Origin of the sequence: Dapis brunnea BLCC-M229, assembly GCF_050015995.1 — a bacterium.
Classification (GTDB): Bacteria; Cyanobacteriota; Cyanobacteriia; order Cyanobacteriales; family Microcoleaceae; genus Trichodesmium.
Map to the genome: position 1 here is coordinate 1 of NZ_JBNHEP010000213.1, position 13,990 is coordinate 13,990.

The window sequence follows — 13,990 nt, forward strand, 5'->3', positions numbered from 1 at the left end:
TGGGTATAGAGCAATAATCCAATCATTTTCTGAAGCGCCTGCCGGATGTGGATGGGTAGGGAAATTTTCTACTATTGGGTATAGAGCAATAATCCAATCATTTTCTGAAGCGCCTGCCGGATGTGGATGGGTAGGGAAATTTTCTACTATTGGGTATAGAGCAATAATCCAATCATTTTCTGAAGCGCCTGCCGGATGTGGATGGGTAGGGAAATTTTCTACTATTGGGTATAGAGCAATAATCCAATCATTTTCTGAAGCGCCTGCCGGATGTGGATGGGTAGGGAAATTTTCTAGCTATAAAAGGAACTATAGGAAAAAAGCGCTCTGCACAGTTTTAGCTGTGTCAGTCTACTACTAGACCTACTGAACTATAACTGAAATGACTGTAGTAATTTGCCCCGGAATACATGACCCAAAGCTAACTAATCAATTCTTGGAGGGATTATTTATTAATTGGCGGAGTCTCTCTGATTCCAGCGACCTTTTAGTCTGTCCAACTCAAGACTATGCTCCCTACTCTGCCATTGATATATCAAAATTTTTATGGTGTTCAAAATCTATAACTATAGATATGCCATTACTATTTATTGCCTTTAGTGCAGGAGTGGTAGGAGCAATAGGAACTGCTTGGACTTGGCAACTGCGAGGTGGACAAGTAAAAGCTCTTATAGCTATTGATGGATGGGGAATGCCTTTAACTGGGAATTTTCCCATCTATAGAGTTAGTCACGACTATTTCACCCACTGGAGTTGGGGAATTTTCGGGAGTAGGGATGAGAGTTTTTATGCCTATCCATCCGTGGAACATTTAGAAATATGGCGATCGCCCCAAACTACTACAGGTTGGTGGCTACATCAAAACAGTGTTGAAGTAAAAACAGCTTCACCTGTAACAGCAGCAGAATTTATCAGAATAATATTAGAAAACAATGGAGAATTAAGCACTTTTTCAGATGGTGAAGTATATAGCAATCCTATTTAAGTTGTAATATTTTGGTGGCAGTTAGGAGTCAGTAGGAGTGAGTCAGGAGTCATAATTTTAAAGGTTTTCAGCTCAAATTAACTATTATAAAAATTGTCACAATCAATTTAGGATTGCTATAGTGAAAAATTAATCTCTGTTCTCTATTTCGTTGTTCCCTAAAATATTATAATAATATGGATAATTAAGCATTTGAGTGATGAAAGAACTTTGCGGAGATAGTAAGGCATAGTTTAATGCTAGTCTCTTTTCACTGTTCTCTATTCCCTAGTCTTGTCAGATGAAAAAGACCCAAAAAACACGAGTAAAAATTTGCTGTATTAGCAGTATTGAAGAAGCAAAGATGGCGCAATTATTTATGGAGCATCAGCTTTAGGTTTAGTTTGTACCATTACTTCTGGACAAGGAGTTATTTATGAGGAATTAATAGCAGAAATTTATGCCATAGTTCCACCAGGTGTATCTACTTTTTTATTAACTAGTAAACAGGATGTAAGATAAATTATTGAACAACAGCGTCGGTGTCAAGTAAATACAATTCAAATATGTGACTATCTTACATTAGGAAAATATCAAGACTTGCGAGATGCTATGCCTGGAATTGCTCTTGTACAAGTTATTCCTGTTACAGGAGAAGAATCAGTAAAAGAAGCTGTTGAAGTTGTTCTATTAGTAGATCTAATATTATTAGATTTTGGCAATGAATATCTAACAATTAAACAATTAGGAGGTAGAGTTCAATAATTAATAATTTTTATGTCGGCGACAGCCGAAACAATTAATAATTAATAATTACCGAATAATTAATTATTAAATAATTAAATAATTAAATAATTAAACAGTTTAGGTATAAAGCCTCTCTATGAATGGAGAGTCTTTATACCTGAATTTTTCGGTAAAGTTAATAATTGGGATATTAGTAAGAAAATCCGGGAATTAGTAGATGTGCCTGTATATTTAGCAGGTGGTTTAAACTCAGAAAATGTCGCAGCAGCAATTAAATAAGTTTCTCCTTATTGGTTTAGATATTTGTACTGGGGTCAGAACAAATAATAAATTAGATGAAATGAAATTATCTATAGGGTTTTTCACATTACTGAGATACAGTTTTTTTTCTTCTTTTTTATTCCCTATTTCCCGAATTACTACTGCCTACTCCCTACTGCCTATTCCCTATTCCCTATTCCCTACTCCCTAAAACAAGATACAGTTTTTTCTTCTTTTTTATTCCCTACTCTCTACTCCCTACTCTCTACTCCCTACTCCCTAAAACAAGTGAATTTTTTACCTCACTTAGAGATGGGAATTGCTATAAATTTTCTAGTCAGATTTATTAATTAGACAGAGTTTGATATAATCTCTAACTAAATTAAAAATTTTAATCAGGAAGCAGGAGCTAGTTAAGGTGAAAACAATGGAAAAAACATCTTATATAAATATCAATGGTGTTGAACATTACTATGAGTGGATAAAAACATCAAGCTCTGGAGCAAAATCAAAACCAGTAATGGTATTTTTGCATGGATGGGGTGGTTCTGGTAGATATTGGGAAAGCACAGCTAAAGAACTTTCCAAGGAATTTGATTGTTTGATTTACGACTTAAGAGGATTTGGTCGTACCTCTTTACCTACATCTGACCCCACTGTAGAAAAAAGTATTTCCAAAAGTTCAAAAAATCTTACTGATGATTATGAATTAGTAAGTTACGCAGAAGATTTAAAAGTTTTGTTAGATGCTTTAAATTTAGATAAAGTTTATATTAATGCTCATTCAACGGGAGCCTCTATTGCTGCTCTCTTTTTGAATATGTATCCAGATAGATTAGAAAAAGCAATTTTAACTTGTAGTGGTATTTTTGAATATGATGAAAAAAGCTTTTCTGCTTTTCATAAATTTAGCCGTTATGTAGTGATGTTTCGCCCTAAATGGCTGATGAAAATTCCTTTTATGGGTCGTATTTTTATGGCAAGATTTTTATATAAATCTCTGCCGGATAGTATATGTAATGATTTTTTAGAAGATTTCTTATTAGCAGATTTTGATGCTGCTTATGGTACAGTTTTAACTTCTGTAAGTAAGGAAGCAACAGAATGGCTACCAGAACAATTTCAAAAATTAACAGTACCTACTTTATTAGTAGCTGGTGAATATGACAAAATTATTCCGGCAGAGATGGGTAGGCAAGCAGCAAAACTTAATGAGAAAATAGAGTTTACTATTATGAAAAATACTGCTCATTTTCCTATGCTAGAAGATCGGGAAAATTATTTACAAAGAGTGCTAACTTTTTTGGCGTAGATGAAGTTTGAATCAAATAATATAGCAATCTCTAGTGAGATGTGAGAGAAGAATTTTTCGCCAAATCTAGATTTTATTTAATATTTTCCAGTTGATAAGTAGGTAGACAAAAAAAAGTTGTAAAATCGAACCTATTTGAAAATTCTAGAAATCATTAAGATTGCTTCTTTCCAGTCCGTTCGACTCGCTTCAGAGATAGTTGCGTTTAATTACGCCTACCTACTTAGGATTCAAATTAATTCAGAGATTGTTTGTAAAGGAAATATAAAAAGGAGATAGGGAACAGGGAACAGGGAACAGGGAACAGGGAACAGGGAATAGGGAATAGGGAATAGGGAATAAGGAGGAAGAAATCAAGACAAATATTTGTCGCTTAAAAATCTAGGAATATATGTACTGAATACTTCTCTACCTACCAAATTTCAATCTCTTGAAGTATTACCGCTTTTAGATTTTAGTCACTCGCATGTTCTCTTAATACTTATTTTACAAACAGTCTCTCACAGAAGACTATACTATAGTACCTGAAAAACCACTGCCTTGTGATTATTACGGAATGATATTTCCTGCTAATGATTTTCAGTGGCATAATACTATTAATTCTTTCATTGCAAGCAATCAAGGAAAACAAGTTTGGCAAAATTGGTTTTCTGAATTATTACCATACTTATCAGAAATGATAGATTTTTGTCAAAGTCAATAATTATCTGGTTTGCCAAAATAGCCAGTATCTTGTGTTATGAATTTTATCAAATTAAATAACTTAAAATGTCTGATTAAAGTGTAGCTATAGATTTTTTTGATAAAATTCATTTTACCTTTTTTTATTTAATATTTATTTCCACTTCAGTCTTCCTTCTTCCTTACGTCTACCATTTGTAACAAACAATTATCAAATTGGTATAAGTAGAACAAGGTTAAATCAATTACATCAGGATAATTAACGACCCTATATTTTCAATTTTATTTACCCCAAATATCTAAAAAAAATCTCAGACTATCCGGAAACCTAAACTCTAGAATGGGAAAATAGAATGTAAAGTAGCTAACAATGGAAATGCTTAAAAAAGTAAAAATTATCAATTTACAATTTAAAATTTACAATAGCAGCCATTAGGGGCAAAATTAACTAAAATTCAGATAAAATCTATGCACAATATGCAGCCATATTTTCCTGTTTACAGCGTTTTAGAGAAAAAATTGCCATATTATCAAAATTTTGTTTCTTGGTTAGAAGATAAAATTTTTACTCCCTCTCTAACTATACCAATTGATGAAACTTTGCCATTTTTACTAGAGGTATTAAAGTTAACTTTTAATAGTCAAGGCGATCCTCAAACTGTTTATCCTCTAATTGTCGAAAATCTTGATTTATTAGAACCCCATTTTATATACATTTTACGCAAGTGGGTGAGGCAAATTTTTCCCAATATCTGTCAAGATATAGCAGCTATCATTGCCAGTACATTAGTAAATTTTGGTCAGATTATTTGGGCACTACCTGATGGAGATTCTGATGTTAACTTAGAAATTGCTTTAGCTTGCTGCGAGTTAGCTTTGGAAGTATATGATTTAGATAAATTTCCTGAACAATGGGCAATAGTTAATAACAATCTAGCTCTAATTTATCAAACTCGCTGTTATGGAGTTCCTATCCATAATCTAATTAAATCTTTTGAACATTATCAACAAGCTAATCTTGTATTTCCAGACCAAATTTTTCCTAAAAAATGGACTGATTTAAGTTGGTATTAGTAAGATAAATTTACTTAAAATAATGCTATAGATAATTTCACGGTGATTATCTTAAATAATACCATTTATAAATAGTAATGCTATATTTTGTTTCTATTATACTAGTTCCCAAAAGTAATGCTATACTTAGCTAACGCTTCAGTTATTAATTAATTAACACAGGTAGAATCACTTTTTTACTAATTAGCGCCTCAGTTAATGTTAATTATTTTTATTTTTACTACTCCCCTACTCCCCTACTCCTTGGCTCAATAAAATGTATAAAAGTTTTTGATAAATGGTATTACCTATCAATTTCCAAATCCCTTTTTCCGAATATTCCCATCTCCTCATCTCCCCATCTGCATCTATAATCTTAATTTTAATAATTGGTATAGTATCAAGTCCTGGAGCAAAGAATGTTACGAATAGTAATAATGATTGAAAAACTTTCTCAATGATTTCTCTTTGACTAAAAAGAGAGATTTACCCAAATAAATGCTTAAAGAATATTCCTACTGAATCCTGACCGCTAGCGACACCCTAAATATTTGTAGCAAACATTTATCAAACTGGTATAACTGTTTAACCGGATTTGAGATAAAATTTCTCAATCTAGGATTATTGAGATGAAAAATTACCTCTTTAATCCTTCATACTTTTGTCATTATTTTGTTCAATTGGAATTTCTATAATAAATTCAGTTCCTTGATTTATTTCAGAATTAAATAAGAGCTTACCGCCATGTTTTTGCACGATAATCTCATAACTAATTGCAAGTCCTAAACCTGTTCCTTTACCTATATCTTTAGTAGTAAAAAACAGGTTAAATATTTTCTCTTTCGCCTTTGCCGGAATTCCCAAACCATTATCAGCAATTTTAATTAAAACACTACTTGGATTAGTGCTGCTAATTTTCGTAGTAATTCTAATAGTAGGGTTAAAATCGTCTTCTGTTGTTAATTTTTCTTCCAAGACATCTATAGCGTTACTAAGCAGGTTCATAAACACCTGATTAATTTGAGCAGCATGACATTTTACCAAAGGTAAATTTCCATAATTTTTCACAACTTCGATCTGAGAAACTGCCTGCCTAGGTTTGAAACGATGCTGCAAAATCAACAGGGTACTATCAATTCCTTCATGTAAATCCACAGTTTTCATTTCTGCTTCATCAAGACGAGAAAATGTTCTTAATGAAAATACTAATTGACGAATACGTTCAGATCCTAACTTCATAGAATTTATCGTCTTAGGCAAATCTTCCATCACAAATTCTAAGTCAATATCTTCTGCAAAATCTTGAATTTCTGGAACAGGATCGACATAATTTTGACTATATAATTTCATCAAATCTAGTAAGTTTTGAGCATATTCCTCCACATAATTCAAGTTGCCATAAATAAAGTTAACAGGATTATTAATTTCATGGGCAATACCTGCTACTAACTGCCCCAAACCAGCCATTTTTTCACCTTGAATCATCTGTACCTGAGTTTGTTTTAACTCCTGCAAAGCATTTGTCAAATCTTTAGCTTGGGTACGAGTTTTTTCTAGTAATTCAGCTTGTTGTAAAGCAATACCTAACTGCACTCCTACTTGTGCTAACAAATTAATTTCTTCATCTTGCCAATAACGAGGACTAGAATTTTGATAAGCAACCAACAAACCCCAAAGTTTTTCTCCCTGCAAAATTGGCACAAAAGTTTCATTTCTGGGAAGTTTACTAGCATTGGTTTGTTTACCAATTACAGGATTAATTTTTAATGGAGTCTGAATTATAGGAGTCCATCCATCAATCATGGAATCTGCCACAAATTCCCCACTCCAGTCTGGGTAAAAACGATAAATTGCTACTCTTTCAACTTCTAGTAACTGTCGCACTTCTTGAGTAGTAGTCTGAAAAATAGCATTAATATCCAAAGATTGACGAATTTTATCAATGGTAATTGACAACGCCTTTTGTCTTTCTGTTGCTTTCTCCAATTCTGCTGCTTGAGCTTGAACTTGTTTGAAATACTCAGCTTGTTGTAGTGCGACTCCCAACTGACCACCAATTTGAGCCAACAATTCTACCTCTGCTGCTTCCCACTCACGGGGAGCCGAATTTTGATAAGCTGCCAGTAAACCCCAAAGTTTTTCTCCCTGATAAATAGCTACGATGGCATACGCCATAGCTTGATAAGACTCTAATACCTCAATGTAACAGTCACTAAAACCTTTGTCATAGATATTGTTGCAGGTGCAATAAATTTTTTTGGCAAAATTTTCGGCCTTAGTTTCCTGTAAATAGGTATCATTCACATAATTTGGCAAATCTCTAACAGAACATAGAGTAACATTTGCAGGGATTTTGGGATTTTCCTTTTGCTCCTGTATTAACTTCACCCAAGCATCAGCTACTGACTCAGCTACAAACTCCCCACTCCAATCAGCATGAAAGCGAAAGATAGCTACTCTGTCTGCATCCAATAATTGTTGTACTTCTTTGGTAGTTATTTGAAAAATTGTCTCAATATCCAGAGAACGACGAATTTTATCAACAATTATCGCTAGGGTTTTTTGGCGTTCTGCTGATTTTTCCATTGCTACTGCTCTGATAGCAAGTTGTGTTGACTGCTCCTGAACCTTCTGAACATACTCAGCTTGTTGTAGAGCCACCCCTAACTGGGTACTTATTTGAGCTAGCAAATCTACTTCATCCTTTTGCCAATTACGGGGACCAGAATTTTGAAAAGCTGCCAGCAAACCCCAAAGTTTTTCTCCCTGATAAATCGCAATAATCCCATAAGACCTGGCTTGATAAGACTCTAGTGACTGAATGTAACAGTCGCTAAAACCTGCATTATAAATATCGTTGCAGATACGATAAACTAATCCTTTAGTAAAAGGTCCACCCTCAGTTTCCTGCATATAGGTATCAGTATGGGGATTTGCCAAATCTTGCACAGAACATTGACTAACATTTTTCTTGATTTCGGGATTTTGATTTTGTTCCAGGATTAAGGAATTCCAACCTTCAGCAACTGACTCAGCAACAAACTCCCCACTCCAATCAGAATTAAAACGGTAAATAGCAACTCTGTCTACATTCAGTAATTTTTGTACTTGCTGGGTGGTTGTTTCAAAAATTGTCTCAATATCCAGAGACTGACGAATTTTATCAACAATTACCGCTAGAGTTTTTTGGCGTTCTGCTGATTTTTCCATTGCTACTGCTCTGATAGCAAGTTGTGTTGACTGCTCCTGAACCTTCCGAACATACTCAGTTTGTTGTAGAGCTAGCCCTAACTGAGTACCTATTTGAGCTAGCAATTCCACTTCATCCCTTTGCCAATGACGGGGAGCAGAATTTTGATAAGCTGCCAGCAAACCCCAAAGCTTTTCTCCCTGCAAAATTGGTGCAATTACATAAGCTTTAGCTCCAAACTGTTCTAAAAGTTGAATATGACACTCGTTATAACCCGCTTTATAGACATCATCAATGGCCAAAGTTTCATTGTTGACATACCGCCCCCCCTGATTTTCTTGTAAAAAAGTATCTTCAATAATGGGTTTAACTCCCACCAGAGGAGTCCATCCTTCTGCAAACGACTCTGCAATAAATTCCCCACTCCAATCAGGTAATAACTGATATATTGCCACTCGCTCTGCTTGTAGCAGTTTTCTTACTTCTTGAGTAGCAGTAGCAAAAATTGTCTCAATTTCCAGAGAAAGGCGAATTTTGTCGAACAACTCACCCACTATTTTCTGGCGTTCGGTTGACTTTTCCTTTTCTCTGCTAATAGCTAGTTCTGCTGCCTGTTGTTCAACTTGTTTGAGAGTCTTGTCTTGCTGTAGCGCCACACCAAAATGATCGGCTATTTGTTGGGCAAAATCTATTTCATAGTCTTGCCAATGACGGGGACCACTACATTGATGAATGCACAACAAACCCCAAAGTTCGGGTAATTCTCCTTGTTCTGTACTCTTGAGTAGAGGTACAACTAGATTTGCCCGGACTTGAAATCGCTCTAAAATTTCTATATGACAATCACCTAATCCTGCTGTATAGATATTTGATACTGCTTGTACTCTACCCTGTTGATAGTAAACACCATACTCTCCCCCAAAACAATGGTCATGTACTTTAGCTGCCAGTGCTGAGTCCCATTCATCTCCTATATCTTCGGAAACAAATTCTCCTTCCCAGTCTCTTTCTGGATAGAAACGAAATACAGCAACCCGATCTGCTTGAAGTAGTTGACGTACTTCTGTGGCAGTAACCTGAAAAATCTCTTCTAAATCTAGAGTTACACGAATCCTTTTGATGACTCTTGCTAAAGCTTTTTGTTGTTCTACACTGATACTTAGCTGTACTGCTTTTTCTTCAAGCTGTTTGAGATTCTTTTCTTGCTGTAGTGCTACACCAAAATGATCGGCTATTTGTTGGGCAAACTCTATTTCATCATCTTGCCAATGACGAGGATTTTTACATTGATGAATACACAACAAACCCCAAAGTTCGGGTAATTCTGCTTGTTCTGTACCCTTGAGTAGAGGTACAACCAGATTTGCCCGGACTTGAAATCGCTCTAAAATTTCTATATGACAATCACCTAATCCTGCTGTATAGATATTTGATACTGCTTGTACTCTACCCTGTTGATAGTAAACACCATACTCTCCCCCAAAACAATGGTCATGTACTTTAGCTGCCAGTGCTGAGTCCCATTCATCTCCTATATCTTCGGAAACAAATTCTCCTTCCCAGTCTCTTTCTGGATAGAAACGAAATACAGCAACCCGATCTGCTTGAAGTAGTTGACGTACTTCTGTGGCAGTAACCTGAAAAATTTCTTCTAAATCTAGAGGTGTACGAATCCTTTTGATAACTCTTGCTAAAGCTTTTTGTTGTTCTACTTGATAATGTGCTGCTTCTAAAAGTTGTGTATTCCTAATAATTACTGCCAAGTTTTCGGCTGTTTTCTGGGCAAACTCAATCTCCAAGTCTTGCCATTGTCGAGGACTGCTACATTGATGAATACAGAGCAGTCCCCAGAGTTCGGGTACAGTTGTTTCTGTTGCCTCATCTTGTTTGAATACAGGAACGACTAAATCAGCTTTTACCTGAAACTCTCGTAATATTTGGGCATGAGATTCACTTAGCTGGGTCGCATCAATATCTGCTACTGCTTGAATACCCTCTTTTTGATAGTTAGGAAAGCAGTTATTTTCAACTTTCAGATTTAATAAAGAATTCCAACCATATGTAACATCTTCACAAACAAATTCTCCCGCCCCATCTAACTGAGGATAGAAACGCAATAGGGCCACGCGGTCTGTCTTGAGTAATTTTCGTAGTTCTGTAAGTTGAGTTTTGAAAATAATTTCTTGGTCTTGAAAGATGGGAATAGGAGTGATTGCTTCTCCTAATGCTGTTTGATATTGTGTATTTTGTTGAGACATATTGTGATTGATTTAGTGCTGTTAAACATTTTATCAATTTTTTGGCCAAGGCTTAACTAAGTCAGAAGTCAGTAGGGGCGAATGGCCATTCGCCCGTACAGAAGTCAGAAGTTATTTTTGTAACGGGGATTGGAGCAACCCTCCAAAAATATTTCGCCGATCGCCGATCAAGGTGGGATTGCGCGACCCAATTATTTTGATAAGACTGGAAGCAGGAGGAAGAAATCTTGGGAGAAAATTACATACCTTTTTATTTTACTGCTAGATTTCTTAGATATCTCCAAAAAAGAGTGTAGGGACGTTCCATGGAACGTCCCTACAAGGGTAAATATAAAAAAATTATGTAATTTGTCGAGATGTTGATAATTTGCCCCCTTTCAAGATATTCAAGTTAATTAAATTAGTTTGTTATCAAGGAAAAATCACTATTAATCTTTTCCTGAATTTCCACAGCTTGTTGATGATAGTTATTTGCTTGTTGCTCTTTCCCTAAATCTTTGTAAACTTTCTCGACTAAGCTCATAGTTTGTATTAAATCCTGACCATATTGAGCAAAAATGCTTCTGTGAAATCCATCTTTTTCTTTATAGTCATAAGTTGCCATTTTTTGAGGATACATATGGTCATAATTTTGCTTTTTCTCTAATTTTGGAACATTATCTCCCATTAATTCTAACCGTTCTAAAGAATTTTCCCAAAGTTCTTGGCGAATATCTAAAGCAAGTTCTAAAAAGGCTTGAGCTTGGCGATTTCTACCGAGGAGAAAATATGATTCTCCCATATTATGAAGGGCGGTTGCTTCGTTGATTTTAGTTGTAAATTTATCAATTTTGGCAAATTGATCGAGCTTTTGAAAAATATTTAAAGACTGACGAGAATACTCTAGGGCTTGAGCTGATAATCCGGTTAAATTGTAAATTGTACTAATGTAATTAATTGTTTTACCAATACCTACTATATCTTTGAGTTTCTGAAATATTGTTAGAGCTTTGGAATAACACTGGAAGGCATTAGCATACTCTTTTAACAGATAATAAGTTTCTCCTTGTTCGTTATATATAGCGGCAATTTTGCCTTCATCTCCTATTTTTTGGGCTATTTTTAAGGCTAGTTTTAGATAGTTAAGAGCATTGATATATTCTCCTATTCTACAGTGAACTAATCCCAGCCGATAGACAATATCAAGTCTTTGTTCAGGACTATTAATTAATTTAGTAATTTCTAAGGCTTTTTGAAATATTTTTAATGCGCTTTCTAGTTGACCTAAACTGTAGAGGCGATCGCCTTTTTGATAGAGATATTTTAATTCATTTTGATAGCTATAATGAGGTTTCATAGTAGTTCCCCTGATAAAAGTTAGCTTTTTAATTGATGCACAGGTTTTACTAATTGGAAAAAATTGGCTAAAAATTAGTTTTAGGTAGGAGGTGATAGGTGTTCATTAATGGATAATGGATAATCGATAATGGATAATTACGTCTGGTTAAAACCGTAACGGAATTGAATATAAGGAAATATCGTAGCACTTTTCTCAAGGCTAGCACTTTTCTCAAGGGAAGATTAGATATGGCGTACTTTGCAGTGTCTCTGCATTCTTCGGGAGACCCGCTCTTGCAGAGCCTCTCCACTTTTCATATCGGCGATAGCTGTTAACGTAGTTGTGCGCTAGCTAAACAACTGCTTTTTCCCCTTCAAAGGGGAGGTTTTTAACCTGAATTATTTAATTAATAATTAATAATTATTAATTATTCAGTAAGTAAATACTATCTGTTGCCATTATAGCTAAATCCTGTTTTTAAGAATTCCATTACCTAATTCTTTATTTGTCATATTATTCGATCCATTTGGTATTAATTATACAATCAACAATGCTAAATTTTAGTACTTTATATGTTTTGACTCTATTAATATTTATGAATAAGTCAATCTCAGATAGATAAAATATTATGTATAAAGGAAAATATTGAGTAGGTATTGGCAACTAGAGAAATAGGTAAATACATCCGAACGGCTATGGTTAATAATTTTTTTAAAAAATATTGCTAACTAATCTAGTTACTAATATTAATTAGCGTATCCAGCTATATTTTCAGTTATGATGAGAATGAAATCTCAAATAAAATGGCAAAATATAAACATTGTAGATTATATATTTATCGCAACAACTTTCCCAAATCTTGAGTTTTTGTTGATGGTATTTATTGGCTTTTTTCCATTGACCTAAGTTATGATACACTTTTTCGATTAAATTCATGGTATTAGCTAAATCTGCTCCATGTTGACAGATAATACTTTCAGTAAAGTTGATTTTTTCTTGTTGAATTATTTGTGGATTTTGAGGTAATTTTTGACTGTTTAAGCAAGTCTTATGGGAAAGATGATTATCTAAATTATTCTGGGTTTTACTAAAATACCTAAAAGTAACTTGACAAATTTTCTGACGAATAGCTAAAGTAAGTTCCAGGGTTTCTCTCGCTTGGATATATTGACCAATCCATAAATAAGCTTCTCCTATATTATGAAGGGCTAGAGAAATATTAATTTGGGCAGTTAATTTATCTAATACTGATTTTCTTTCAAATTTATAGAAAATATCCATAGATTTTTGACAACAGTTAAGACTTTGGTCAAATAATCCTAGTAGGTTATATATTTCTCCCAAATGATTAAGAGCTATACCCATACCTACTAAATTAGAAAAGTTTTGAGAAATTTCTAAAGCTTGAGCATAGTATTTTAAGGCAAGACTATATTCTATAGACAGAGAATAAGTTTCACCAAGATCGTTCAAAATCATTACAACCTGATTTTGGTTGCCAACTTCTTTAGCAATATGCAAAGCCAATTTGAGATATTTTAAAGCAAAATTATAGTTTCCTAAACGGCGATAAACTAATCCTATTCGGTTGAAGATGTGGAGTGCTTGTTCATCAGTTAAGGCAATTTCTAAAGCTTCCTGAAAAGTTTTTAAAGCAGTTTCAAATTTTCCTAGATCAAATAAGCGATCGCCTGTTTGAGATAGTTGTTTTAATTGGCTGGAATCGACATTAGTGCATACCATTGTAGTTTCTCCAGGAGAATACTGTAATTTTTCGGTTGTAAACTTCAGTATTTCTGACGGTGGGGAAGTTATGCAGGTTTTTCATATCAATGCCACTCTCTGACTCAGAAAAGGATAGAGGAGGTTGCGAAAGTATTAAATTATAGCAAATTATTCCCTACTTTCCTTATTTCTTAATACCAATTTTATCTATACCATTTCACTTTGTATAACTCACAAATAGTTTCACACTCTAGTGGCGTATCTAGTATTTAGTTGCAAAAGTTAGTAATATTATTTTTTTCTCAATTTCCTTAGGTTTCAAGCTTTTTTCTTGGCTCAATAAGTATATTAATTTATGCAATTAGACACTAGACTAAAATTGTGGGTGTTTGAGCGAAGACCTAGAAGACCTCTCCCCCAACCCCTCTCCTGCAAGGAGAGGGGAGAAATACTCCCCCAACGCTAGTAGGGAAGGGGGTTA

The 13,990-nt window shown here is 34.4% G+C and carries 9 protein-coding genes; 6 read left to right on the forward strand and 3 right to left on the reverse strand.

The genetic code is table 11. The annotated features are described in order from the left end of the window. The 6 genes from ACP6PM_RS23880 to ACP6PM_RS23905 form a co-directional block, all read left to right on the forward strand. The coding region (locus ACP6PM_RS23880; RefSeq protein WP_426589060.1) for a hypothetical protein at positions 1-361 on the forward strand (361 nt) is incomplete at its 5' end. Between the two features lie 21 nt (positions 362-382). Further along, a complete protein-coding gene (locus ACP6PM_RS23885; RefSeq protein ID WP_426589062.1) occupies positions 383-985 on the forward strand; it encodes a hypothetical protein in 603 nt (200 codons plus the stop codon). Positions 986-1,576: 591 nt separating this feature from the next. Beyond that, positions 1,577-1,729, forward strand: coding sequence for a hypothetical protein (locus ACP6PM_RS23890; RefSeq protein WP_426589064.1), 153 nt, complete (start codon positions 1,577-1,579; stop codon positions 1,727-1,729). A 670-nt stretch (positions 1,730-2,399) separates the two neighbouring features. Beyond that, positions 2,400-3,284 carry an alpha/beta fold hydrolase gene (locus tag ACP6PM_RS23895; RefSeq protein WP_426589065.1) on the forward strand — a complete coding sequence of 295 codons (885 nt, stop codon included), beginning with the start codon at positions 2,400-2,402 and terminating at the stop codon, positions 3,282-3,284. A gap of 556 nt (positions 3,285-3,840) precedes the next feature. Then, positions 3,841-3,987 (forward strand): hypothetical protein, encoded by a 147-nt coding sequence (locus ACP6PM_RS23900; protein WP_426589067.1) that lies wholly within the window; start codon positions 3,841-3,843, stop codon positions 3,985-3,987. A 446-nt stretch (positions 3,988-4,433) separates the two neighbouring features. Beyond that, positions 4,434-5,039, forward strand: a complete 606-nt coding sequence (locus tag ACP6PM_RS23905) for a hypothetical protein (RefSeq protein WP_426589069.1) — start codon at positions 4,434-4,436, stop codon at positions 5,037-5,039. A gap of 624 nt (positions 5,040-5,663) precedes the next feature. Here ACP6PM_RS23905 and ACP6PM_RS23910 read toward each other — a convergent pair. The 3 genes from ACP6PM_RS23910 to ACP6PM_RS23920 form a co-directional block, all read right to left on the reverse strand. Next, positions 5,664-10,466, reverse strand: coding sequence for a GAF domain-containing sensor histidine kinase (locus ACP6PM_RS23910; protein ID WP_426589071.1), 4,803 nt, complete (start codon positions 10,464-10,466; stop codon positions 5,664-5,666). A 400-nt stretch (positions 10,467-10,866) separates the two neighbouring features. Beyond that, entirely contained in the window at positions 10,867-11,802 is a 936-nt protein-coding gene (locus ACP6PM_RS23915) for a tetratricopeptide repeat protein (protein WP_426589073.1), read from the reverse strand. A gap of 753 nt (positions 11,803-12,555) precedes the next feature. After that, on the reverse strand, positions 12,556-13,527 hold the full coding sequence (locus ACP6PM_RS23920) for a tetratricopeptide repeat protein (protein ID WP_426589075.1): 972 nt from the start codon (positions 13,525-13,527) through the stop codon (positions 12,556-12,558). Between the last annotated feature and the right edge of the window lie 463 nt (positions 13,528-13,990).

Bases quoted from the DNA above. Each gene is read 5' to 3' on its own strand.
- ACP6PM_RS23885 (WP_426589062.1), top strand. From the start codon at position 383: ATGACTGTAGTAATTTGCCCCGGAATACATGACCCAAAGCTAACTAAT.
- ACP6PM_RS23890 (WP_426589064.1), top strand. From the start codon at position 1,577: ATGCCTGGAATTGCTCTTGTACAAGTTATTCCTGTTACAGGAGAAGAA.
- ACP6PM_RS23895 (WP_426589065.1), top strand. From the start codon at position 2,400: ATGGAAAAAACATCTTATATAAATATCAATGGTGTTGAACATTACTAT.
- ACP6PM_RS23900 (WP_426589067.1), top strand. From the start codon at position 3,841: ATGATATTTCCTGCTAATGATTTTCAGTGGCATAATACTATTAATTCT.
- ACP6PM_RS23905 (WP_426589069.1), top strand. From the start codon at position 4,434: ATGCACAATATGCAGCCATATTTTCCTGTTTACAGCGTTTTAGAGAAA.
- ACP6PM_RS23910 (WP_426589071.1), bottom strand. From the start codon at position 10,466: ATGTCTCAACAAAATACACAATATCAAACAGCATTAGGAGAAGCAATC.
- ACP6PM_RS23915 (WP_426589073.1), bottom strand. From the start codon at position 11,802: ATGAAACCTCATTATAGCTATCAAAATGAATTAAAATATCTCTATCAA.
- ACP6PM_RS23920 (WP_426589075.1), bottom strand. From the start codon at position 13,527: ATGGTATGCACTAATGTCGATTCCAGCCAATTAAAACAACTATCTCAA.